Source organism: Actinomadura monticuli, from assembly GCF_041463655.1.
GTDB classification, from domain to species: Bacteria; Actinomycetota; Actinomycetes; order Streptosporangiales; family Streptosporangiaceae; genus Spirillospora; species Spirillospora monticuli.
The window spans coordinates 253,532-276,065 of record NZ_JAXCEI010000008.1 but is presented as its reverse complement, the minus strand read 5'-3'; the positions used below and the strand labels follow the sequence as shown (position 1 = coordinate 276,065).

Below are 22,534 nucleotides of genomic sequence, written 5' to 3'. Positions count from 1 at the left end.
ATGCCTGAGTTCGACTACACCGACCTGCTGCCGCTCGGCCCGGACGAGACCGACTACCGGCTGCTGACCTCCGACGGCGTGTCCACGTTCGACAGCGGGGGCCGCGGCAAGCACAGCGGAAGGACGTTCCTGCAGGTCGAGCCCGAGGCGCTGCGGCTTCTCACCGAGACCGCGATGCGCGACATCGCGCACCTGCTGCGTCCCGCGCACCTCGCGCAGCTCCGCCGGATCCTGGACGACCCCGAGGCGTCCCCCAACGACCGGTTCGTGGCCCTGGACCTGCTGAAGAACGCGGGCATCGCGTCCGGCGGCGTCCTGCCCATGTGCCAGGACACCGGCACCGCGATCGTGATGGGCAAGCGCGGCCAGCACGTCCTGACGGACGGCGCCGACGAGAAGCACATCTCGCGCGGCGTGTACGACGCGTACACGAAGCTGAACCTGCGCTACTCGCAGATGGCGCCGGTCACGATGTGGGACGAGAAGAACACCGGCACCAACCTGCCCGCCCAGATCGAGCTGTACGCGGCGCCGGGCGACGCCTACAAGTTCCTGTTCATGGCCAAGGGCGGCGGCAGCGCGAACAAGTCGTTCCTGTACCAGGAGACCAAGGCCGTCCTGAACCCGAAGCGGATGCTGTCCTTCCTGGAGGAGAAGATCCGCTCGCTGGGCACGGCCGCGTGCCCGCCGTACCACTTGGCGATCGTCGTGGGCGGGACGTCCGCCGAGTACGCGCTGAAGACCGCCAAGTACGCGTCGGCGCACTACCTCGACACGATGCCCTCCCAGGGGTCTCCCCTGGGCCACGGCTTCCGCGACCTGGAGCTGGAGCTCCAGGTGTTCGAGCTGACGCAGAAGCTCGGCATCGGCGCCCAGTTCGGCGGCAAGTACTTCTGCCACGACGTGCGGGTGATCCGGCTGCCCCGGCACGGCGCGTCCTGCCCGGTCGCGATCGCGGTGTCGTGCAGCGCCGACCGGCAGGCCCAGGCGAAGATCACCGCGGAGGGCGTGTTCCTGGAGCGGCTGGAGACCGACCCCGCCCGGTACCTGCCCGACACCACCGACGAGCACCTGAACGACGAGGTCGTCCGGATCGACCTGAACCGGCCGATGGACGAGATCCGCGCCGAGCTCACCCGCTACCCGGTGAAGACGCGGCTGTCGCTGACCGGCCCGCTGGTCGTGGCCCGCGACATCGCGCACGCCAAGATCAAGGAGCGGCTGGACGCGGGCGAGCCCATGCCGCGGTATCTGCGCGACCACGCCGTCTACTACGCGGGCCCGGCCAAGACGCCGGAAGGCTACGCGTCCGGCTCGTTCGGCCCGACGACGGCCGGGCGGATGGACTCCTACGTCGAGCAGTTCCAGGCCGCCGGCGGCTCGCTGGTCATGCTCGCCAAGGGCAACCGCTCGAAGCAGGTCACCGACGCGTGCAAGGAGCACGGCGGGTTCTACCTCGGCTCGATCGGCGGCCCCGCCGCCCGCCTCGCCCAGGACTGCATCAAGAAAGTCGAGGTTCTGGAATATCCGGAACTGGGGATGGAGGCCGTCTGGAAGATCGAGGTCGAGGACTTCCCCGCGTTCGTCGTCGTGGACGACAAGGGCGAGGACTTCTTCGCCGACACCACCGGGCCCGTCCTCAGCATCGGCAGGCGCTGACCTCCGGAGGCTCCGGACGCCCCCCGGCGGCCCCCTGCGGAGGGCCGCCGGGGGCCGGTCCGCGAAGTTTCCCGCCAGTAGGTCACAGTATTGGGCCAAAAATCTAGTTCCTACTGAGGTCTCCCCGATGACCGCCTGGCCACTCCGGTATCTTTTCCGCCATGTCACAGTCAGAGCGCCTCGTTCTAGCGACGCGCTACCGGCTGGTCTCGGAAATAGGTCAGGGTGCCAACGGCACCGTCTGGAGAGGGCATGACGAGCTCCTCGATCGCGCTGTGGCGATCAAGGAGCTGCGGCTCCCCGAGGACCTCTCCGAGGACGACCGGGTGGTCTTCTACCGCCGTACCCTGCGGGAGGCACGCGCGCCGGCGCAGCTGCGCACGCACTCCATCGTCGAGGTGTACGACGTCGTCATCGAGCAGGGCCGGCCCTGGATCGTGATGGAGATGATCGAGGCGCCCAGCCTCGAGCAGCTCATCGAACGCTCGGGCCCGCTCCCGCCCGAACGCGTCGCGCACATCGGCCGCGCCCTCCTGGACGCGCTCAACACCGCGCACAAGGCCGGGATCGTGCACCGCGACCTCAAGCCCAGCAACGTGCTGCTGGACGGCGACAGGGTCGTGCTGACCGACTTCGGCCTCGCGTTCTCGTCCGGCTCGGCGAGCCTGACGAAGACGGGCCACTTCATGGGCTCGCCCGCGTACGTGGCGCCCGAGGTCGCCGCCGGGGAGAAGGCGACGCCCCGGTCCGACCTGTGGTCCCTCGGCGCGACGCTGTACGCCGCGCTGGAGGGCCGCCCGCCGTTCGAGCGCGAGAACGTGATGGCGACGCTGTCCGCGCTGGCGAACGAGTCGGCTCCGGCGCTGCAGAACGGGGGCCCGCTCACGCCCGTCATCACCGGGCTGCTGGAGAAGAACCCGACCCGCCGGCTCAGCCACGCCCGCGCGGTCGACCGGCTTGAGCGCGCCCTCACCGGGCCGCGGTCGAGCCGCCGGCCGCCGACGCCCCGGTACCGGATGATGGCGGTGATCGCGCTCGTCGGCGCGACCGTCGCCTCCTGCGGGATCGGCGCGACCGCGCTCATCGTCGGCATGATGCGGGAGAGCCCCGGGCCCTCCCCCACCGCCGCCGCCTCCCCGTCCACCCCGTCGGGCGGCGGCACCCAGGCCGCCGCGCCGCCCGGCGTGGAGAGCAGCACGCTCGTCGTGCGGGCCCGCACCGACAAGTGCAAGATCTTCGTCTCCATCCCCGGGGACTCGATCACCGTCCTGACCGACGAGCCGCTGCACCAGGGCGACCTGCGGCAGTACGACCAGCCGCGGCTCAACGCGGTGGTCTACGACGCGTCCGCCTGCGACGTCTGGGTGAACGGCAAGGAGGAGCCGGCCGGAAAGCCGGACGAGCGCAAGAACTACACCATCAACAAGGAGTGAGACGCCCCACCCCCGGGAATGCGGGAGCCACCTGACGGGCTGCCTTGAAGGACGGCCGACGATCCGAAGGGGAGGCTTCCATGTCCGAGCAGGGGTTCCGGGTCGAGCACGACTCCATGGGCGAGGTGCGGGTTCCGGCGGCCGCCAAGTGGCGGGCGCAGACCCAGCGCGCGGTGGAGAACTTCCCGATCTCCGGGCGGACGCTGGAGGCCGCGCACATCGCCGCGCTCGGCCAGATCAAGGCCGCCGCGGCGGTGGTCAACGCCGAGCTCGGCGTGCTCGACGGGGACGTCGCCGCCGCGATCGCCGAGGCCGCCCGGGAGGTCGCGGACGGCCGGTGGGACGGCGAGTTCCCCATCGACGTGTTCCAGACCGGGTCCGGGACGTCGTCCAACATGAACGCCAACGAGGTCGTGGCGACGCTGGCGCAGGAGCGGCTCGGACGGCCCGTCCACCCGAACGACCACGTGAACGCCTCCCAGTCGTCCAATGACGTGTTCCCGTCCTCCATCCACATCGCGGCGACCGCGGGCGTCCTGAACGAGCTGATCCCCGCGCTGCGGCATCTGGAGGCGGCGCTGGCGCGCAAGGCCGGCGAGTTCGCGACGGTGGTGAAGTCGGGCCGCACCCACCTGATGGACGCGACGCCGGTCACGCTCGGCCAGGAGTTCGGCGGGTACGCGGCGCAGGTCGGGTACGGCGTGGAGCGGCTCGCGGCCGTCCTGCCGCGGCTCGCGGAGCTGCCCCTCGGCGGGACGGCGGTCGGCACCGGCATCAACACCCCCGAGGGCTTCGCCGCCCGCGTCATCGCGGAGATCGCGCGGGCCACCGGGCTGCCGCTGACCGAGGCCCGCGACCACTTCGAGGCGCAGGGCGCGCGGGACGGCCTGGTCGAGGCGAGCGGCGCGCTGCGCACCGTCGCGGTCAGCCTCAACAAGATCGTCAACGATCTGCGCTGGATGGGGTCGGGGCCGCGCGCCGGGCTCGCCGAGATCCGGCTGCCCGACCTGCAGCCCGGCTCGTCGATCATGCCGGGCAAGGTGAACCCGGTGATCCCCGAGGCGGTGGCGCAGGTCGCCGCGCAGGTCATCGGGAACGACGCGGCGGTCGCGTTCGGCGGCGCGTCCGGCAACTTCGAGCTGAACGTGATGCTGCCGATGCTGGCCCGCAACGTGCTGGAGTCGATCACCCTGCTGGCGAACGCGTCCCGGCTGCTCGCGGACCGCTGCGTGGACGGCATCGAGGCCGACGCCGACCGGATGCGCGAGTACGCCGAGTCGTCGCCGTCGATCGTGACGCCGCTGAACCGCTACATCGGCTACGAGGAGGCGGCGAAGGTCGCCAAGCAGGCCCTCAGGGAGCGCCGGACGATCCGCGAGGTCGTGCTCGAACGCGGTTACGTGGACGACGGCAGGCTGACCGCCGAGCAGCTCGACGCGGCGCTCGACGTGCTCGGGATGACCGGCGCGGGCTGACCGGCCCGTCCCAGGAGCCCCGCTGGGCGCCCGGGACGTGCCAGGCCTGGATCAGTACCAGCCCACCGACTGGAAGTGCGACCAGCCTCCGCAGGGCGTCTTGTAGCGGTCCTTGATGTAGCCGAGGCCCCACTTGATCTGGGTGGTGGCGTTGTTCTGCCAGTCGGGGCCCGCGCTGGCCATCTTGGAGCCGGGCAGCGCCTGCGGGATGCCGTAGGCGCCGGACGGGTTGGCGGCGTGGGTGTTCCAGCCGCTCTCCCGGTCCCACAGGTTGACCAGGCAGCCGAACTGGCCGTCGCCGGTGAACCCGAAGCTCGGCATGAGCTTCTTGGCGATGGCCTGCGCCTCGCCCTTCGGCACCGGGTCGCCGACGGGGGCGCCGCCGCCCGTCTTCTTCTCGGGCGTCTTGGTCGGGATCGGCGTGCCCTTCGGGTGCAGGGACGGGCCCTTGCCGCCGTCCTCGCGCGTCGCGCGGGACGCGCGTTCGAGGGCGAGCTGGCGCCGCTGCTGCTCCAGGAGCTTCGGGTCGACCTTGGGCGCGGCGGCGTCCGCCGCCTGCCGGGTCGGCTGGACGGTCGCGCCGGCGTCGTCGCCGGAGCCGCCGGTCAGCGCGAGCGCGGCGGCCGCGCCGCCGCCGAGCACGACCGCCGCGCCCGCGGCGACCGCCGCGATCCGCAGGCCGGTGCGCCCGCCGGAGCCGCCCGCGCGGGACGGGGCGGCCGCGCGGCGGCCACGCGGGCCACGCGAGTTCGACGTGATCTCGTCCTGCGGCTCTCCGGCGCGCATCGGCTCGGACGCCATGCCGTGCGGCGCCCTGCCGTGGGGCGGCATGCCGCCGGGCGGCAGGCCCTGGAAGCCGAGGGTGTCACCGCCGGGGGCGCCGGCCTGGGCGCGGCCGGTGCCGGCGACCCGCACATCGTCCTCGTGCGGAGCGGGCTGCGCCTGCGGCGGCCCCTGGAAGGCCGGCTCGAAGGCGGCCATCGCGTCCACGACGGGGGCCGCGGGGTCGAAGTTCTGTCGATCGTCTCGCCTAGGGGACCCGTGATGGTCTCCGTACAAGGCGGTCCTTCCGACGGTCGCACGCGCATGGACACGCGTCCGAGCTGTTTCCACCCCCGGCCCGGCGGGCCGCCGGGGGTCGGGCGGCTCAGGGCCCGGTGCGGCGCCGTGTCCGGTGCGCGTCTCTCGGGGGCCGCGCTCCGGCCTGGCACCGCTCGGGGGTGCTTACGGGGAGACACAATGCCGGAGTCCGCGGGCTGCTTCGCAACCGAAACGAGACAAATGCGGTTCATGGGGCCGTTGTCAACTCCCCGGAATACCGCCGAAACCCGCACCCGGCCAGGGGTTCTCCGCCGCCGAGGGGACGAATGTGACCTTACTCACAACCGTACGGTATGAGGTTTGGCGATCACGCTCGGTAGGGGATAGGGCGGGTGTTCTGAGACACGAGACCCTGGCGGCCCGAGCCGGCCCGCCAGGGTCTCGACGTTCCCGCGCCGCTCGCTACGCGCCCACGTCGCCGAGCATGTCGGTGACCAGCTCGGCGATGGGCGAGCGCTCCGACCTGGTCAGCGTCACGTGCGCGAACAGCGGGTGGCCCTTCAAACGTTCCACCACGGCCGCGACCCCGTCGTGCCGCCCCACCCGCAGGTTGTCGCGCTGCGCCACGTCATGGGTCAGCACGACCCGCGACCCGGCGCCGATCCGCGACAGGACGGTCAGCAGCACGCCGCGCTCCAGCGACTGCGCCTCGTCCACGATCACGAAGGCGTCGTGCAGCGATCGGCCACGGATGTGCGTGAGCGGCAGGACCTCCAGCATCCCGCGGTCGAGGACCTCCTCGATGACCTCCGGCGTCGTCACCGCCGAGAGGGTGTCGAAGACCGCCTGGGCCCACGGCGACATCTTCTCGTTCTCCGAGCCCGGCAGGTAGCCGAGCTCCTGGCCGCCGACCGCGTACAGCGGGCGGAACACCACGACCTTGCGGTGCCGGCGCCGCTCCATGACGGCCTCCAGCCCCGCGCACAGCGCGAGCGCCGACTTGCCCGTGCCGGCCCGCCCGCCGAGCGAGACGATGCCGACGTCCTCGTCCATCAGCAGGTCGAGCGCGATCCGCTGCTCCGCGGACCGGCCGCGCAGCCCGAACACCTCCCGGTCGCCGCGCACCAGCTTGACGGACTTGTCCGGCAGCGTCCGGCCGAGCGCGGAGCCGCGCTCGGACAGCAGCCGCAGGCCCGTGTGGCAGGGCAGGTCCCTGGCCTCCTCCAGGTCGGCGCCGCCGGAGTCGTACAGCTCCTCGACGGCCGCGGCGGGCACCTCCAGCTCCCGCATCCCGGTCCAGCCGGACTCCACGACCGCCAGCTCCGCCCGGTACTCCTCGGCGGCGAGCCCGACCGCGGACGCCTTCACCCGCATCGGCAGGTCCTTGGAGACGAGCACGACGTCCCGCCCCTCGCGGGCGAGCCAGCCCGCCACCGACAGGATCCGGGTGTCGTTGTCGCCGAGCCGGAACCCGTCGGGCAGGACGCTCGGGTCGGAGTGGTTCAGCTCGACGCGGAGCGTGCCGCCCTGGTCGCCCTGCTGCCCCTCGACCGACACGGCCTCGTCCAGCCGTCCGTGCCGCAGCCGCAGGTCGTCCAGCGTGCGCAGCGCCTGCCGGGCGAAGTAGCCGAGTTCGGGGTGGTGTCGCTTGGCCTCCAGTTCGGAGATGACGACGATGGGGAGTACGACCTCGTGCTCGGCGAACCGGGTCAGCGCCCCGGGGTCGGCGAGCAGGACGCTGGTGTCGAGGACGTACGTGCGCCGGTCGCCTTCGGTGCGGGGGGACGTCCCCCCATACCCGGAACCTCGCGGAACGTCCGTTCCGGAGGTGTTCCCGGACGTGCCGGGACGGCGCGCGGAGGATGTGGCCACTCGATCTCCCTGACTCTGGGGAACCAACCGGTGGCGCGCAGGTCCGCCGCGGGGGCGGTGGTCCGCAGGGGACGGTCAGGTACCGTAGCGCCGGTGCCGCGCGGCGTAGGAGCGCATGGCCCGGAGGAAGTCGACCTTGCGGAAGTCCGGCCAATGGACCTCGCAGAAGTAGAACTCCGAGTGGGCGCTCTGCCAGAGCATGAAGCCGGAGAGACGCTGCTCCCCCGAGGTGCGGATGACCAGGTCCGGGTCCGGCTGGCCGCGCGTGTAGAGATGCTCCGCGATGTGCTCCACGTCGAGGGACTCGGCGAGTTCCTCGATGCTGGTGCCCCGGCTCGCCTGCTCGATGAGCAGTGAGCGCACCGCATCAGCGATCTCACGCCTACCTCCATACCCAACCGCGACGTTCACAATCAGGCCGGGAGCGCCGGATGTGGCCTCACCCGCGTCTTTCAGGACACGTGCGGTCTTGTCGGGCAGAAGGTCGAGGGCGCCGACGGGCTTGACGCACCAGCCGTCGGCGGCGAGCTTGCGGACGGTGTTCTCGATGATCTCCAGCAGCGGTTCCAGCTCGCCGGCGGGGCGGTTCAGGTTGTCGGTGGACAGCAGCCACAGCGTGACGACCTCGACCCCGGCCTCCGCGCTCCACTGGAGCAGTTCGGAGATCTTCTGCGCGCCGCGCTGGTGCCCGGTGTTGACGTCGGCCAGCCCCATCGACCTGGCCCAACGCCGGTTCCCGTCCAGTATGACGCCGACGTGCCGGGGGGTGATGTCGGTCGGGAGGTCGGCCTCGACCCGGCGCTCGTACAGCCGGTAGACGACGTCCCGGACGGCCGCGTACGGACCGCTGCGGCGCACGGCGGACACCAGCCGCCCGCCCTCGGCGGGACGGCGGCGCGCGCCCTCGCTCCGCCCGCCGCGCGGCATCGCGAAGCGCGGCTTTCCCGTACGCCGAACCCCCATGTGGGCTTCCCTTCGAGCGACCCGTCCCTGCCGGGAGGACGCTCAATTATGGCCCGGCGGCGACAGTTCTCCCGCCTGTTCCGATGAAGCCAGGTTAGTCCGGGGGGTGTCCGGAAGAGGGCGGTTCAGGCCTTGGGGCCGGCGGCGCGGGCCCGCTCGACGTACTGCAGCGCGGTGCGCAGCTCGGAGAGCCACTCGTCGGTGTTCTTGCCCACGAGCCGGACGCACCAGGCCAGCGCGTCGCTGCGGCTGCGGGCGACGCCGGCGTCCACGAGCGTGTCCAGGACGCGGCGCTCGGGCTGGCGCAACCGGGTCATGACCGGTACCGACAGGTGGGTGAACATCTCGCGCTCGCCGTCGCAGTCGACGCCCCAGGAGACCTTGTAGCCGAAGCGCTGCTCGGCCTCGCGCGCGATGCCGATGCGCCGCTCGCGGGTCTCCTCGCGGAAGCGCTGGACGTGCCCGGCGACCAGCCCGGCGCGTTCCGCGCCCGACACCGCCTCGGCGGCCGGCGGGACGGGCAGCCGGCCGATGACGCTCGCCTCCTCGCGGTCGACCACGACCTCGGGGGCGCCCTCGAACCACTCGTCCGGGAGCCGGCCGGAGAACCAGCCGCGCAGCTCCTCCGCCGCTTCCGTACTCATGTAATCAAAATTACAGCGTTCGGGTGCAATGGCGCCACCCCAACCGGATTGACAACAACATGGAGGCCGCCACGGTGCGGGTGCGTCGTGACCGTGCGAGTTGGCGGGTGTCGCCGCGGCCCCGGGTCAGCCGCCGATGGCGCCGGCGACCTTGCCGGCGGTCTTGGGGCTCACGCGGACGGCGCCGCGCATGTTGCGGGTGTAGACATTCTGGATCTGCACCACGGTGCCCCTGCGGGGGGCGGCGATCATCTTGCCGTTGCCCAGGTAGAGGGCGATGTGCGAGATGTAGCCGGGGGCCGTCGGGTCGTTCGCCCAGATGAGCATGTCGCCCGGCTCGGCCTTGCTGTAGGGGATGACCCAGCCGGCGCGGGCCTGGTCGGCGGCGACGCGCGGCAGCCTGATGCCGGCCTTGGCGAACGCGAACTGCATCAGGCCGGAGCAGTCGTAGCCGCCCTCGGCCTCGGACTCGCCGCCCCACACGTACGGCCAGCCGAGCCGCGTGTACGCCGCCTGGATCACCGTGCGCACCTGCTGCGCGGTCATGACCTGGCCGTTGGACGCGGGGGCGTTCTTCCCGGCCTCCGGGAAGTCGATCTCCGGATTGACCGCGACGGCCCTGGCCTGCTTGGGCAGCACCTTGCGGAGCTTCTGGATGAACGTCCTCGGCTCGGTCTTCGGGACGCTGATCAGCATCGCGTTGCCGCTCGGCATCCCGAGGGCCTGCGCGGTGGTGTGCGAGACGACCGCGTCGACGTCGCTGATGCCCATCGTCGCGTAGGCGCCGACGCGCAGCTGCGACTGGCGCTGCGTGCCGCCGACCGGGACCTGGCTGCCGAGCTGGACGCCGCCGTCGTTGCCCATCGTGAACGAGATCGCGACGTCGCCGGACGCCAGGTTGCGCCACAGCGCGTCCGACTTGGCGGTCGGCTTCGGCGTGTAGTTGCGGAACGTGGACGGGTTCACGCCCAACAGCCCGACCCGCTTGCCCGCGACCATGCCCTGCACGGCGTCCACGACCTCGACGCCCTTCACGCCCTTGGCGCCGCGGATCCGCTGGACGACGTCCGCGGGCAGCGTCGACGGGGCCGCCACCAGCACGTGCGGGCTGAGCCGCGCGCCGAGCGGCGCGACCGCCGTGGGCGACAGGTTGGTGCTGCCGGACGCGGCCACGTACCGGGCGCTCTTCGGGGCCTGCTGCTGGCGGGCGCCGGCGGGCTTGTCGTCGTGGGCGACGAGGACGGCCACGTTGGCGGCGAGGGTCGTGAGCACCGAGACGCCGATGATCGTCGGTAGGATCCGGCGGTTCGGCTTTCCCACTGCCACACTCCTCGAAGGTCGCCCTGCGCCCTGACCGTCCGGTATCCGACTATGGCTCAGCCGGCCGGCCACCGTCCAGATACCCGGGCCGCCACCCGGCACCCTCGCCTGTCGCGCTCCATAGGGTCAGGTCCGGCTTGACTACTCAGTGGTAACACCAAGCGATAACGAGATCAAGGTCACGTTGCCACAAAGTGGACCATCAGTCCAATTGCCCACGTAGCTCGCGGGTCAGCTCGGCCGTCGTCGTCACCGGCAGCCGGCACACGAACCCGCGGCACACGTACGCGGCGGGCACGCCGCCGACCAGGCCGCGGCCCTCCAGCAGCGGCACGCCCTCCGCGTCCGGCGGACCCGCGCTCACCACCGCGCCGGGCGCGGTCGCCATGAGCGCCGTCCGGTGCAGCGCCCGCGTGCGCTCGTCGTCCGGATCGCCGATCACCGCGATCTCCACCGGGCCCGTCGCGTGCGCCTCGGCCACGGCGAGCCCCCAGCCGGCGAACCGCGCGTGCTTCTCGGCGAGCGCGGCCGCCGGGGCCAGCGCCGCCTCGGCCGCCTGCCGGTGCCAGTCCGAGCCGGTCAGCGCGGCGAACGACAGCAGCGCCCCCGCCGCCGCGAACTGCCCCGACGGCGTCGCGTTGTCGGTCGGGTCCTGCGGGCGCCGGAACAGCCGCTCGGCGTCGTCGGCGGTGTCGTAGAAGCCGCCCTGGCCGTCGGCGAACCGTTCGAGGACGGTGTTCAGAAGCTCGCCCGCCAGCCGCACGTGACGCGGCTCCCCGGTGACGGCGTGCAGGGCGAGCAGGCCCTCGGCCACGTCGGCGTAGTCCTCCAGGACGCCGGAGTTGGCGCCGGGCGTCCCGTCCTTGGACGTGCGGGTCAGCCGCCCGTCGCGCTCGTGCACGTCGACCAGCAGCCGCACCACCTCCTCGGCCGCCCGGACGAGGTCGGGCCGGTCGAACAGCGCGCCGCACTCGGCCAGCGCGGCGACGGCGAGCCCGTTCCAGGCCGCCACGACCTTGTCGTCCCGCGCCGGAGGGATCCTGTGCGCGCGCGCCGACAGCAGGGCCGTCCGCACGCGCTCGTAGCGGTCGCGGTCCTCCGGATCGGCGAGGAGCTGCAGGACGGACGTCCCGTGCTCGAACGTCCCCGTCACCTCGAACAGGTCCTCCGCGAACGTGCCGTCCTCCTCGCCGAGCACCTCGCGGAGCCGCTGCGGCGTCCACACGTAGTACTTGCCCTCGACGCCCTCGCTGTCGGCGTCCAGAGCGGACGCGAGCCCGCCCTGGTCGGTCCGGAGGTCGCGCAGCATCCAGTCGCACGTCTCCAGCGCGATCCGCCGCGCGAACGGCGTCCCGGTGAGCCGCCACCAGTGGGCGTAGACCCGCGCCAGCAGCGCGTTGTCGTAGAGCATCTTCTCGAAGTGCGGGACGATCCACTGCGCGTCCACCGAGTAGCGCGCGAACCCTCCGCCGAGCTGGTCGTACATCCCGCCGCGGGCCATCGCCTCCAGGGTGTGCGACGCCATCGCGAGCGACTGCTCGCCGCCCGTCCGCGCGTGGTGCCGCAGCAGGAACTCCAGCACCATCGACGGCGGGAACTTGGGCGCGCCGCCGAACCCGCCGCGCGCCGCGTCGTAGGACCCGGCGAGCACCTTCACCGCGTGCGCGAGCTTGTCCTCGCCGGGCGCGCCCGTGCCGGCGAGGCCCGACCCCCGCGAGGTGAGCGCCGCGACGACCTGCTGCCCCTGCCCGACCACGTCGTCGCGCTGCTCCGTCCACGCCTTGTGGACGGCCTGCAGCAGCGCCCGGAACTGCGGGCGCGGGAAGTACGTGCCGCAGTAGAACGGATGCCCGTCCGGCGTCATGAACACCGTCATCGGCCACCCGCCCTGGCCCGTCATGGCCTGGGTCGCCTCCATGTAGACGGCGTCGATGTCCGGCCGCTCTTCCCGGTCGACCTTGATGTTCACGAACAGCTCGTTCATGACCCGCGCGGTCTCGTCGTCCTCGAAGGACTGGTGGGCCATGACGTGGCACCAGTGGCAGGCGGCGTATCCGACGGAAAGGAGAACGGGGACGTCGCGCCGGCGCGCCTCGGCGAGCGCCTCCTCGCTCCACTCCCACCAGTCCACCGGGTTGCCGGCGTGCTGGAGCAGGTACGGGCTGGTCGCGTCCTTGAGCCGGTTCATGTCCCCGATCCTGCCCGATCGGGCCCCCGGCTCACCCTCTAGGCGACGAGGTCGGCGAGGGCGGGCTCGATGGCGCGGTGGAAGGTGGGATAGGCGTAGATCATGTCGCGGAGCACGGCGGTGGGGGCCTCGGTGTGGACGGCGACGGCCAGGAACCCGAGGATCTCGCCGCCGGCCGGGCCGGCCGCGGTGGCGCCGACCAGGGTGCCCCACTCGGTGCTCTCGACGAGCTTGACGAAGCCGTCGTTGCCGGCCTTGTGGATCCAGCCGCGCGTCGACTCCGGGATCTTCGCCATGCCGGTGCGGACGGGCAGGTTCTGGTCGCGGGCCTGGGCCTCGGTCAGGCCGACCGACGCGACCTCCGGGTCGGTGAAGGTGACGCGCGGAACGGCGCGGTAGGAGGCCGGCGACCCCTCCTCGCCGAGGATGTCGCGGACGGCGACCGCCCCCTGGTACATCGAGACGTGCGTGAACGCGCCCATGCCGGTGATGTCGCCGATCGCCCAGACGCCGTCGGCGGCGCGCATGTGGCCGTCCACCGGGATGTGGCGGGCCGTCTCGTCCAGGCCGACGTGCTCCAGGCCGAGGCCCCTCAGGTTGGGGCGGCGGCCCGTCGCGACGAGGAGCCGCTCGGCGGACACCGACTCCTCCCCCAGGCGCAGCGTGAACTCGTCGCCGTCGTGCCCGGCGCCGGTGACCTCCATGCCGGTGCGGACGCCGATGCCCTCCCGCTCGAAGACGTCCCGGATGAGTTCGCTGGCCTCCGGCTCCTCGCTGAGGAGGAGACGGTCGGCCGCCTCCACGATGGTGACGCGGGCGCCGAACCGGGAGAAGACCTGCGCCATCTCGGCGCCGACGACACCGCCGCCGAGGACGAGCAGCGACGACGGGACCTCGGCGGCCCGCACGACCTCCCGGTTCGTCCAGAACGGGGTGTCCGCGAGGCCGTCGATGGGCGGGGCCACCGGGGCCGTGCCCGTGTTGAGGACGATGCCGCGGCGCGTCCGGAAGACCCGGCCGCCCACCGTGACCTCGTTCGGCGCGGTGATGCGGCCCTCGCCGCGCACCAGCGCCGCGCCCTTGCCGGTGAGGCGGTCGGCGGCGGCCGTGTCGTCCCACGCGTCGGTCGCCTCGTCCCGGATGCGGGCCGCGACCTGCGCCCAGTCGGGGCGGACGCGCGCCTCCCCCGCCATGCCGGTGACGCGGCGGCCCTCTTCGAGCAGCCCGGCCGCGCGCACCATCATCTTGGTGGGGACGCACGCGTAGTACGGGCATTCGCCCCCGACCAGCCGCGACTCGACGCCGACGACGGACAGGCCCGCCTCCGCCAGCCGCCCCGCGGCGTCCTCTCCCCCGGGTCCCAGGCCGATCACCACGACATCGACTTCCTCAGCCATGCCGTCAGTCCTGCCCACGTTCCGGCACGGCAAGTCGGCGCGCCGGCAGCGAAATCCGATCAAGGTCGTGGACGAGGGTGACCTCGCCGCCGAACACGGCGGACGCCTCGTCCGCGTAGCGGTGCTCGTCCTCGGCGGGGTACCGCTCGGAGAAGTGGGTCAGGACCAGGTGCCGGACGCCCGCCTCCGCCGCGACCGCGCCCGCCTGCGCCGCCGTGAGGTGCCCGTACTCGGCGGCGAGCGCGGCGTCCTCGTGCAGGAACGTCGACTCGATGACGAGCATGTCGACCCCGTCGGCCAGTTCGCGGACGCCGTCGCAGAGCCGGGTGTCCATGACGAACGCGACCTTCTGCCCCGGACGGGGCACGCTGCACTCGTCGAGGGCGACCGTCCGGCCGTCCGGCGCGGTGACCCGGCCCTCCTCCTGGAGCCGCCGGATCAGCGGCCCCCGGACGCCCCGCGCGTCGAGTTCGGCGGGCAGCATGGTGCGGCCGTCCGGCTCCTCCAGCCGGTACCCGTACGCCTCCACCGGATGCGACAGCCGCCGCGCGACCAGCGTGAACGGCGCGTCTCCGGTGTCGAGCGGCATCCGCTCGCCGGAGACGGGCCGCTCGCGGATCACGTCCGTGTCCCGGAAGGCGGCCGCGTGCCGCAGCCGCTCCCAGTACCGCGCGCCGCTCGCCGGGAACGCGGCGTCCACCGGGTGCTCGACGCCGTCGCGGGCGATGCGCTGGACGATGCCGGGCACGCCGAGGCAGTGGTCGCCGTGGAAGTGCGTCACGCAGATCCAGTTCACGTCGTTCGCGGAGACCCCGGCGCGCGCCATCTGCCGCTGCGTCCCCTCACCGGGGTCGAACAGCACGCCGTGGCCGTCCCAGCGCAGCAGGTACCCGTTGTGGTTGCGGGCCTTGGTGGGCACCGCGCTGGCGGACCCGAGGACGATCAGATCGCGAACCGACATCCCCCCATGGTGCCGCGCGAGGGAGCATGCAAGCGCTTGGTTATTCTGTGCGCGATACAGGCGAGCCAGGGAGGCCCCGTTGGCCGGGAGCAAGCGCGACAAGATCAAGATGACGCCTGAGGAGGTGGCGTCCTACCTCGCGGACAACTTCAAGGTCCAGGTCGCCACCGTCGGCAAGGACGGCGAGCCGCACCTCGTCACGATGTTCTACACGCTGTACGAGGGCAAGATCGCCTTCACCACGTACGAGGCGTCGCAGAAGGTGCTGAACCTGCGCCGCAACCCCACCATGACCTGCCTCGTCGAGGACGGCGTGGAGTACAACGAGCTGCGCGGCGTCGCCCTCTACGGCCGCGGCCTCGTCATCGAGGACCCCAAGCCGCGCAGCAAGGTCGGCATGGTCGTCGGCTCCCGGATGGCGGGCCTGCCCGTCCCCGAGCTCGGCGAGCCCATCGACCCCGTCATCGCCGAGGGCATCGAGCAGGCCATCGCCAAGCGCGTCCTCATCCTCATGGACCCCGACCGCGTGGTCAGCTGGGACCACCGCAAGGTCTGATCGCCCTGTCGACCCAGCGGGGCGACCCCCTGGAACCCCCGTCACGTGCCGGTCGGCATGCCCGGGCTCCGGTGGCCGCGGTTCAATCACCGGGGCGCTGACCGCCCAAGGGGTCGCGCCCCTGGGGCAGCACAGCGCGGAGTAGCGCGGCGGTCTCGGCGGCGTGGTCGGCGCGCTGGTGGGCGGCGTCGGCGATGTGGACGAACAGGGCCGCCTGCTCGTCGGCCGTGCCGTGCTTGCGGGCGATCTCCAGGGCCTGGCCGAAGAAGTTGGTGGCCGCGACCGGGCGGCGGGCGCGCAGGTACGCCTCGCCGAGGGTCGTCAGGGCGCGGACGCGGTTGCGGTCGTCGGGTTCGGGGAGGGCGGCGAACTCGTCGGGGAGCGGGCCGAGCAGCGCGATGGCGCGGTCGAGGTCGTCCGTCCTGATGAGGGCGCGGGCGAGGTCGTGGCGCGCCACCAGGATCGCGTGCGGGTCGCCGCCGTCCTCCGCCCGGTCGAGGCGCTCGCGCATGACGTCGGCGGCCTCCGACCAGCGTTCGCGGTCCAGCAGGGCGCGGCTGAGGGGTTCGGCTTCGGCGGCGCCGAAGCCGAGGGCGCGGTCGAGGAGGCGGCGGAGCGCGTCGTTGCGGCCGGCCTCGGTCTCCTCGCGCGCGGCGCGGTCGCGGGCGAAGTCGGCGACGGGCCCGGGGAGCCGGTACCGGCCGCCGGACGCGGTGACGAGCCCCTGCGCGGCCAGGGTCTCCAGCAGCTCGCGGGCCTCGGCCTCCGGAACGTCCGCGAGGGCGGCGGCCGCGGCGGGCCCGACGTCGTCGCCGGGCGGCAGGCTGAGCAGCCTGAGCAGCCGGGCGGCCGCCGGGGCGAGTTCCCGGTAGGCGTCCTCGAAGTTCGCGCGCACGTCGAGGGTCCTCCCCGGACGCGCCGGGATCCAACCCGGGCGGCCCGCCGCCGACGGTCCGCCGTCAGGCGTCGCCGGACGGCTTCTCGGCGGCGGCGCCGTTGCGCGCCGAGGCGGCGGCCTTCGCCTCCTGGGCGCGTTCCCACGCCTGCTGCTTCAGATCCGCCTCACGGGGCGCGTTGATCTTCTTCATCTGCTTGCCCATCGAGCGGATCAGGAAGACCGTCGCGACCAGGAGGGCGAGGAACACCGCGAAGCCGAGCAGGCCGGGGCTGACCGTGTCGTCGTTCAGCGGCATGGCGATGAGGGGCGGCATTACAGACACACCTTTTCCCGGATGCCGGCGAACAGGTCGTCCTCCGGCAGCTCGGTGTCGACGAGGGACCTGGCCAAATGGTAGTCCTCGGTCGGCCATGCCTCGCGCTGGACGTCCATCGGGACGGCGAACCAGGGGCCGTCGGGGTCGATCTGGGTGGCGTGGGCGAGGAGGGCGCGGTCCCTGGTCTCGAAGTGGTCGGCGCAGGGGACGCGCGTGGTCACGTCCCACTTGGCGCCCCGGTCGCCCTCTTCGTCGAACCGCTTGATCCAGTCGCCGTAGGGCGACTCCAGGCCGGCGGTCTCCATCGCCTTGTGGAGGGCCAGGATGCGGGCCTTGCTGAAGGTCATGTGGTAGTAGAGCTTGAGCGGCTGCCAGGGCTCGCCCGCGCCGGGGTACCGCTCGGGGTCGCCCGCGGCCTCGAACGCCTCCACCGACACCTCGTGGCACTTCACGTGGTCGGGGTGGGGGTAGCCGCCCTTCTCGTCGTACGTGAGCATCACGTGGGGGCGGAAGTCGCGGACGGCCCGCACCAGGGGCTCGGACGCGGTCTCCAGCGGCTCCAGCGCGAAGCAGCCCTCGGGGAGCGGCGGCAGCGGGTCGCCCTCGGGGAAGCCGGAGTCGACGAAGCCGAGCCAGCTCTGCCGGACGCCCAGGATCTCGCGGGCCCGCGCCATCTCGTCCTCGCGGACCTTGCCGATGTCGGCCTTGATCTCCGGGCGGTCCATCGCCGGGTTCAGGATGTCGCCGCGCTCCCCGCCGGTGCAGGTGACGACGAGGACCTCGACGCCGTCCGCGACGTACTTGGCCATCGTGGCCGCACCCTTGCTGGACTCGTCGTCGGGGTGGGCGTGCACCGCCATGAGCCGCAGCGGCTCATCGCCGCCGCCGCACGGCAGGTCGAGCGTCGTACCGTCGATGACCTCGGACACGGATCTTCCTTTCGGACTCTCGTGGCGCCCCCCGGTTCGAGGCACGCGCCGGCACAGACGAGAATTGTCCCTGACAACATCCGCACACCGCACGGAGATTCCCCGCCATGACGACGAGCGTGTCGAAACCAGCGGCGCCCGCCGAGCCCCGGCGGGGCCGGCTCGGGATGGTGATCGCCGGTCTCCTCGCGGCGCTGATGGCGGCGGGCATCGGGATTCTCGCCGCGCACGCCGGGCAGACTCCCGGGATCGTTCCGCAGGCCGTGTCCTACGACATCACCGACACCTCGGTGGTGATCAACTACACGGTGGCGAAGGAGTCGGGCGACGAGGTGCGCTGCACGGTCGACGCCTACGACACCGAGTTCGTCGTCCTGGCGAAGAAGGAGGTCTCCGCGCCGGCCGGGAAGTCGGGCGTGAAGGGGACCGAGACGCTCGTGACGCCGCGGCGGGCGACCGGCGCCCGGATTCACGACTGCCGCAAGGTGTGAGCCGCCGGAACGGGGCGCGGGGACGGTGAACCGCGAACCCCGATTGACGGATTGCGGACGCCGAGTTCAGGGAACCTTTACCCGCACACACCGGATAGGCTAGAGGTTTCACCCGGCCGCACTTCATGTCGATGTGACACCCACCCGCGTGGGCGGGTGAGGATCGCACCATGTGGATGAGGAGTACCCGTGACCGAGACCCGCGCTGACAACGTCACCTGGCTGACCCAGGAGGCGTACGACCGGCTCAAGGCTGAGCTGGACCATTTGTCGGGCCCGGGCCGCATCGAGATCGCTCAGAAGATCGAGGCGGCGCGGGAGGAGGGCGACCTGCGCGAGAACGGCGGCTACCACGCGGCCAAGGAGGAACAGGGCAAGATCGAGGGCCGCATCCTGCAACTCCAGGGCATCCTGGAGAACGCGCGCGTCGGCGAGGCTCCGCGGACCGAGGGGGTCGTCGGACCCGGCATGACCGTCACGGTCTCCTTCGAGGGGGACGACGAGGAGGTCACCTTCCTGCTCGCCTCCCGCGAGGAGGTCGGCGCCCCCATCGACGTCTACTCCCCGAAGTCGCCCCTCGGCGCCGCCATCGACGGCAAGAAGGTCGGCGACAAGGCCACCTACAACCTCCCCAACGGCCGTTCCATGACCGTGGAGATCATCGACGCCACGCCCTACGGCGCCGCATAGCCACGCAGAAGCCGACGGCCCTCGCGCGATGCTCCGAGCACCCGCGGGGGCCGATTGCTTTCACGCGGCCGGCGGCCCGCTCCTACGCGGTGTCCTCTGACGTGTCCTCCGCGGGCCGGGTTGCGCCCGGGTCGCCGGCGGCGGCGCGGACGAGCGGCAGGGTCCGGTACGGGATCTGGGTGGCGAGGGAGATCACCGAGGACGCCCGCTCCACGCCCGCCACGTCCACGATGACGTCGATGACGCGCTGCAGGTCGGTGTTGCTGCGGGCGACGATGCGGCAGAGCATGTCGCCGGGTCCGGTGATGGTGTGCGCCTCGATCACCTCGGGCACCTGCGCGAGCCGGGCGGCGACCGGGTCGTGCCCGCCCGCCTGCCGGAGCTGCAGGGTGACGAAGGCGGTCACGCCGTAGCCGAGCGCGGCCGGGTCGATCTCCGGGCCGAAGCCGGCGACGACGCCGTCGCGGGCGAGCCGGTCGAGCCGCGCCTGGACGGTGCCGCGCGCCACGCCGAGCCTGCGGGACGCCTCCAGGACGCCGACGCGCGGTTCGGCGGTGAACATGCCGATCAGCCGGGCGTCCAGGTCGTCGATCGGCACGGCGCCTCCAGTGATCGTGGTCACGATGTACAGGGATACCGGTCGGTACCTCGGTTCACTGTACAGATTGTCCAGTGATTCAAGCCACCCTTGCGCACCTTGTAGCCGTATGTCGAGATTGGTTGGCATGGATGAGTTTCCGGTCAAGGGTATGGACGCCGTCGTCTTCGCCGTCGGCAACGCCAAACAGGCCGCCCACTACTACTCGACCGCGTTCGGGATGCGCAGGGTCGCCTACCGGGGCCCGGAGAACGGCAGCCCCGACGAGGCGGTGCACGTGCTGGAGTCGGGCGGCGCCCGGTTCGTGTTCCGCGGCCCGGTGAAGGCGGGCACGGAGATCGGCCGGCACATCGCCGAGCACGGCGACGGGGTCGTCGACCTCGCGATCGAGGTCCCGGACGTGGAGCACGCCTACCGGTACGCGCTCGCGAAGGGCGCGACGGGCCTGGAGGAGCCGCACGTCCTGGAGGACGAGCACGGGAAGGTGACCGTCGCGGCGATCGCCACCTACGGCGAGACGCGGCACTCGCTGGTCGACCGCTCCAACTACACGGGCCCGTACCTGCCGGGATTCGAGCCCGCCGAGCCCATCGTCGAGCCGCAGGACAAGCGGTGCTTCCAGGCGATCGACCACTGCGTGGGCAACGTCGAGCGCATGGACGAGTGGGCCGACTTCTACCACCGCGTCATGGGCTTCACCGACATGGCGGAGTTCATCGGCGACGACATCGCGACCGAGTACTCGGCGCTGATGTCGAAGGTCGTCGCGGACGGCTCCCGCAAGGTCAAGTTCCCGCTGAACGAGCCGGCGGAGAGCAAGCGCAAGTCGCAGATCGACGAGTACCTGGAGTTCTACGGCGGGCCGGGCGTGCAGCACATCGCGCTCGCCACCAACGACATCCTCGCGTCGGTCGACCGGATGCGCGCCGCCGGGGTGGAGTTCCTGGACAGCCCCGACTCCTACTACGAGGACGCCGAGCTGCGCGAGCGCATCGGCGAGGTGCGGGTGCCGATCGACGAGCTGCGCAAGCGCCGCATCCTGGTCGACCGGGACGAGGACGGCTACCTGCTGCAGATCTTCACCAAGCCCGTCCAGGACCGTCCGACCGTGTTCTTCGAGCTGATCGAGCGGCACGGCTCGCTGGGCTTCGGCAAGGGCAACTTCAAGGCCCTGTTCGAGGCGATCGAGCGCGAGCAGGAGCGCCGCGGCAACCTGTGACGCCCGAGCCGCGGGGACTCGGGGCCCGGTCCCGGACGCCGCCCGCGTCCGGGGCCGGGCCTTCGCCGTGACCTGGGCGTGGCCGGTAGCGGGCACACTGTGGGGGCATGAGCGAACCGCCGCAGAACCCCCAGCCCCCGGACGGCGGCTGGAAGGCCCCCGACTCCCGGCCCGCCGCCGAGGACGCGCCCGCACCGGAGACCCCCGCCGACGAGACGCCTCCCCCGCCCGACCGTCCGCCGCCCTACCAGGGCACCTACGGCGCCCAGCCCGGCCCGGCGGCTTCCCCGGCGGCTCCCCCGGCGGCCGGTTACGGCCAGCCCGCCTACGGCCAGCCGGGGTACGGCCAGCCGCTCCCCCAGGCGCCGCCGCTGCCCGGCTACGGGGCGCCCGGCGGTCCGCAGAACGAGCTGGCCGGACGCCTCGCCCGGCTCGGCGCGGGCATCCTGGACAGCATCATCCTCGGCATCGTGGCCGTCCCGGCGGCGCTGGTCGCCATCCGCTGGGACAAGCTGACGGAGTCCGCGGAGTCCGGTGAGCCGATCACCGACCCGACGGAGCTGTACAACATCCCGGTGCTCCTGGGCGGGTACCTGGTCGTCTTCATCCTGGGCTTCGGCTACTTCACCGTCGGGCACGCCAGGTGGGGGCAGACGATCGGCAAGAAGGCGTTCAGCATCCGCGTGGTGAAGGCCGCCGACCTGTCCGCCGTGACGTGGGGGCAGTCGATCGTCAGGGAGGCGGTCGTCTACGCCATCAGCATCGTCACGGTGGTGCTCAACTTCCTGACGCCCGCCGCGGGGATCCTCGGGCTCGTCGGCCTGATCGACAACGCCTGGATCCTGTGGGACGAGCGGCGCCAGGCACTGCACGACAAGGCCGCCGGGACGGTCGTGATGAAGGCGACGCCGTGGACGCCGAACCCGTACGCCCGCACGGCGCCGCCCGGCCAGGCGGACGGCCCCGGCACCGTCTGATCCTCCGAATACGGGAACAATTCGGGCGGCCCCCGGACGCGGCGATGTTTGGACGGCGATGCCGTGGCCACGCTGTCGGCATGACGCAACCGCCGAGAGACCCCGCGTCCGGGGGAGAGCCGGAGGAGAACCGGCCGCAGGGACACGAGGAGCCCGGACGCCCGGGACCCTACGAGGGGCAGCCGTACGGCGGCCTGCCGCGGTACGGCGACCGGCCCCACGAGCAGCAGCCCCCGGGCGGTCAGCAGCCCTACGGGGAACAGCCCTACGGCGGTCAGCAACCTTACGGAGGGCAGCAGCCCTACGGAGGCCAGCAACCGTACGGAGGCGAGCAGCCCTACGGGGAGCAGCAGCCCTATGGCGGCCAGCCGCCCTATGGGAGCCGGCCCGCCTACGGAAGCGTGCCGGGCTACGGCGCCCCGTCCGGCGAGCTGGCGAGCCGGTGGGCGCGCCTGGGCGCGGGCATCATCGACCTCATCATCGTCGGGATCGTGGCGGGCATCATCTCGATCCCGTTCATCAACTGGGACCGCGTCTTCGACCCGGAGCCCGGCACGTCGGTCTACAACGGCGCCCAAGTCGGGACGAACGCCATCAGCGTCGTCATCGCTTTCCTCTACTTCTGGCTGATGCACGCCAAGTGGGGGCAGACGCTCGGCAAGATGCTGCTGCGCATCCGCGTCGTCCGCGACGACGACGGGCAGGCGATCAGCAACGGGCAGGCGCTCGGACGTTCGGCGTTCTACAGCGTCCTGGGCGGCATCTGCGGCTGCATCGGCCTCATCGACATCCTGTGGATCCTGTTCGACTCGCGTAAGCAGGCGCTCCATTGCAAGGTGGCGCACACCGTCGTCGTCAAGGCCGGACCCCATCTGCCGAACCCCTACGACTACCGCTGACGCGGTCG

General features: G+C 72.2%; 21 protein-coding genes. 9 read left to right on the top strand and 12 right to left on the bottom strand.

Features of this window, described 5'->3' with window-relative positions:
• The 3 genes from SM611_RS20235 (at nt 1) to SM611_RS20225 (ending at nt 4,567) form a co-directional block, all read left to right on the top strand.
• Nucleotides 1-1,659: a fumarate hydratase gene (locus SM611_RS20235; RefSeq protein ID WP_371951398.1), complete on the top strand. Its 1,659-nt coding sequence runs from the start codon at nt 1-3 to the stop codon at nt 1,657-1,659.
• 161 nt (nt 1,660-1,820) lie between these two features.
• Nucleotides 1,821-3,092 (top strand): serine/threonine-protein kinase, encoded by a 1,272-nt coding sequence (locus SM611_RS20230; RefSeq protein WP_371951397.1) that lies wholly within the window; start codon nt 1,821-1,823, stop codon nt 3,090-3,092.
• An 80-nt stretch (nt 3,093-3,172) separates the two neighbouring features.
• Nucleotides 3,173-4,567: a class II fumarate hydratase gene (locus SM611_RS20225; protein WP_371951396.1), complete on the top strand. Its 1,395-nt coding sequence runs from the start codon at nt 3,173-3,175 to the stop codon at nt 4,565-4,567.
• 51 nt (nt 4,568-4,618) lie between these two features.
• On the opposite strand, the gene SM611_RS20220 is transcribed toward SM611_RS20225, so the two are convergent.
• The 8 genes from SM611_RS20220 to SM611_RS20185 all read right to left on the bottom strand — a co-directional run bounded on the left by SM611_RS20220 (nt 4,619) and on the right by SM611_RS20185 (nt 14,953).
• The gene (locus SM611_RS20220; protein ID WP_371951395.1) at nt 4,619-5,548 is read right to left on the bottom strand and encodes an aggregation-promoting factor C-terminal-like domain-containing protein; all 930 of its coding nucleotides are present in this window, start codon (nt 5,546-5,548) and stop codon (nt 4,619-4,621) included.
• A 522-nt stretch (nt 5,549-6,070) separates the two neighbouring features.
• Entirely contained in the window at nt 6,071-7,480 is a 1,410-nt protein-coding gene (gene phoH2 / locus SM611_RS20215) for an RNA 5'-3' helicase PhoH2 (protein WP_371951394.1), read from the bottom strand.
• 75 nt (nt 7,481-7,555) lie between these two features.
• Nucleotides 7,556-8,407, bottom strand: coding sequence for an isoprenyl transferase (locus SM611_RS20210; protein WP_371951517.1), 852 nt, complete (start codon nt 8,405-8,407; stop codon nt 7,556-7,558).
• Between the two features lie 161 nt (nt 8,408-8,568).
• Complete coding sequence (gene abmR / locus SM611_RS20205) at nt 8,569-9,087, bottom strand: ATP-binding transcription factor AbmR (RefSeq protein ID WP_371951393.1); 519 nt, start codon at nt 9,085-9,087, stop codon at nt 8,569-8,571.
• A gap of 126 nt (nt 9,088-9,213) precedes the next feature.
• Nucleotides 9,214-10,407 (bottom strand): C40 family peptidase, encoded by a 1,194-nt coding sequence (locus SM611_RS20200; RefSeq protein ID WP_371951392.1) that lies wholly within the window; start codon nt 10,405-10,407, stop codon nt 9,214-9,216.
• Between the two features lie 202 nt (nt 10,408-10,609).
• The gene (locus SM611_RS20195; protein ID WP_371951391.1) at nt 10,610-12,595 is read right to left on the bottom strand and encodes a thioredoxin domain-containing protein; all 1,986 of its coding nucleotides are present in this window, start codon (nt 12,593-12,595) and stop codon (nt 10,610-10,612) included.
• Nucleotides 12,596-12,633: 38 nt separating this feature from the next.
• Nucleotides 12,634-13,992, bottom strand: a complete 1,359-nt coding sequence (locus tag SM611_RS20190; RefSeq protein ID WP_371951390.1) for a dihydrolipoyl dehydrogenase family protein — start codon at nt 13,990-13,992, stop codon at nt 12,634-12,636.
• A 4-nt stretch (nt 13,993-13,996) separates the two neighbouring features.
• Nucleotides 13,997-14,953 carry a ribonuclease Z gene (locus tag SM611_RS20185; RefSeq protein WP_371951389.1) on the bottom strand — a complete coding sequence of 319 codons (957 nt, stop codon included), beginning with the start codon at nt 14,951-14,953 and terminating at the stop codon, nt 13,997-13,999.
• A gap of 79 nt (nt 14,954-15,032) precedes the next feature.
• Here SM611_RS20185 and SM611_RS20180 point away from each other — a divergent pair, with 79 nt between their 5' ends.
• On the top strand, nt 15,033-15,509 hold the full coding sequence (locus tag SM611_RS20180; RefSeq protein ID WP_371951388.1) for a pyridoxamine 5'-phosphate oxidase family protein: 477 nt from the start codon (nt 15,033-15,035) through the stop codon (nt 15,507-15,509).
• An 82-nt stretch (nt 15,510-15,591) separates the two neighbouring features.
• Here the strand turns inward: SM611_RS20180 and SM611_RS20175 are convergent, their stop codons facing one another.
• From SM611_RS20175 to mca, 3 genes are all read right to left on the bottom strand, one after another.
• Nucleotides 15,592-16,404, bottom strand: a complete 813-nt coding sequence (locus SM611_RS20175; protein ID WP_371951387.1) for a tetratricopeptide repeat protein — start codon at nt 16,402-16,404, stop codon at nt 15,592-15,594.
• Between the two features lie 64 nt (nt 16,405-16,468).
• Nucleotides 16,469-16,720: a hypothetical protein gene (locus SM611_RS20170; protein ID WP_371951386.1), complete on the bottom strand. Its 252-nt coding sequence runs from the start codon at nt 16,718-16,720 to the stop codon at nt 16,469-16,471.
• Nucleotides 16,720-17,583, bottom strand: a complete 864-nt coding sequence (gene mca / locus SM611_RS20165) for a mycothiol conjugate amidase Mca (protein ID WP_371951516.1) — start codon at nt 17,581-17,583, stop codon at nt 16,720-16,722. The genes SM611_RS20170 and mca overlap by 1 nt, the downstream gene beginning before the upstream one ends.
• A 176-nt stretch (nt 17,584-17,759) precedes the next feature.
• Here mca and SM611_RS20160 point away from each other — a divergent pair, with 176 nt between their 5' ends.
• Entirely contained in the window at nt 17,760-18,143 is a 384-nt protein-coding gene (locus SM611_RS20160) for a DUF4307 domain-containing protein (protein WP_371951385.1), read from the top strand.
• Nucleotides 18,144-18,332: 189 nt separating this feature from the next.
• Complete coding sequence (greA, locus tag SM611_RS20155) at nt 18,333-18,833, top strand: transcription elongation factor GreA (RefSeq protein ID WP_371951384.1); 501 nt, start codon at nt 18,333-18,335, stop codon at nt 18,831-18,833.
• An 82-nt stretch (nt 18,834-18,915) separates the two neighbouring features.
• Here greA and SM611_RS20150 read toward each other — a convergent pair whose 3' ends face one another.
• Nucleotides 18,916-19,455, bottom strand: a complete 540-nt coding sequence (locus SM611_RS20150) for an Lrp/AsnC family transcriptional regulator (RefSeq protein ID WP_371951383.1) — start codon at nt 19,453-19,455, stop codon at nt 18,916-18,918.
• Nucleotides 19,456-19,558: 103 nt separating this feature from the next.
• On the opposite strand from SM611_RS20150, the gene hppD reads away from it, so the two are divergent.
• The 3 genes from hppD to SM611_RS20135 all read left to right on the top strand — a co-directional run bounded on the left by hppD (nt 19,559) and on the right by SM611_RS20135 (nt 22,526).
• Nucleotides 19,559-20,650, top strand: coding sequence for a 4-hydroxyphenylpyruvate dioxygenase (gene hppD, locus SM611_RS20145; RefSeq protein ID WP_371951382.1), 1,092 nt, complete (start codon nt 19,559-19,561; stop codon nt 20,648-20,650).
• 107 nt (nt 20,651-20,757) lie between these two features.
• Nucleotides 20,758-21,627, top strand: a complete 870-nt coding sequence (locus tag SM611_RS20140; RefSeq protein ID WP_371951381.1) for an RDD family protein — start codon at nt 20,758-20,760, stop codon at nt 21,625-21,627.
• Between the two features lie 80 nt (nt 21,628-21,707).
• Complete coding sequence (locus SM611_RS20135) at nt 21,708-22,526, top strand: RDD family protein (RefSeq protein ID WP_371951380.1); 819 nt, start codon at nt 21,708-21,710, stop codon at nt 22,524-22,526.
• Nucleotides 22,527-22,534 lie beyond the last annotated feature (8 nt).

Bases quoted from the DNA above. Each gene is read 5' to 3' on its own strand.
- abmR (WP_371951393.1), bottom strand. From the start codon at position 9,087: ATGAGTACGGAAGCGGCGGAGGAGCTGCGCGGCTGGTTCTCCGGCCGG.
- SM611_RS20135 (WP_371951380.1), top strand. From the start codon at position 21,708: ATGACGCAACCGCCGAGAGACCCCGCGTCCGGGGGAGAGCCGGAGGAG.
- SM611_RS20195 (WP_371951391.1), bottom strand. From the start codon at position 12,595: ATGAACCGGCTCAAGGACGCGACCAGCCCGTACCTGCTCCAGCACGCC.
- SM611_RS20220 (WP_371951395.1), bottom strand. From the start codon at position 5,548: ATGGCCGCCTTCGAGCCGGCCTTCCAGGGGCCGCCGCAGGCGCAGCCC.
- hppD (WP_371951382.1), top strand. From the start codon at position 19,559: ATGGATGAGTTTCCGGTCAAGGGTATGGACGCCGTCGTCTTCGCCGTC.
- SM611_RS20190 (WP_371951390.1), bottom strand. From the start codon at position 13,992: ATGGCTGAGGAAGTCGATGTCGTGGTGATCGGCCTGGGACCCGGGGGA.
- SM611_RS20230 (WP_371951397.1), top strand. From the start codon at position 1,821: ATGTCACAGTCAGAGCGCCTCGTTCTAGCGACGCGCTACCGGCTGGTC.
- mca (WP_371951516.1), bottom strand. From the start codon at position 17,583: ATGGCGGTGCACGCCCACCCCGACGACGAGTCCAGCAAGGGTGCGGCC.
- SM611_RS20225 (WP_371951396.1), top strand. From the start codon at position 3,173: ATGTCCGAGCAGGGGTTCCGGGTCGAGCACGACTCCATGGGCGAGGTG.
- SM611_RS20185 (WP_371951389.1), bottom strand. From the start codon at position 14,953: ATGTCGGTTCGCGATCTGATCGTCCTCGGGTCCGCCAGCGCGGTGCCC.
- SM611_RS20170 (WP_371951386.1), bottom strand. From the start codon at position 16,720: ATGCCGCCCCTCATCGCCATGCCGCTGAACGACGACACGGTCAGCCCC.
- SM611_RS20235 (WP_371951398.1), top strand. From the start codon at position 1: ATGCCTGAGTTCGACTACACCGACCTGCTGCCGCTCGGCCCGGACGAG.
- SM611_RS20210 (WP_371951517.1), bottom strand. From the start codon at position 8,407: ATGCCGCGCGGCGGGCGGAGCGAGGGCGCGCGCCGCCGTCCCGCCGAG.
- SM611_RS20160 (WP_371951385.1), top strand. From the start codon at position 17,760: ATGACGACGAGCGTGTCGAAACCAGCGGCGCCCGCCGAGCCCCGGCGG.
- SM611_RS20140 (WP_371951381.1), top strand. From the start codon at position 20,758: ATGAGCGAACCGCCGCAGAACCCCCAGCCCCCGGACGGCGGCTGGAAG.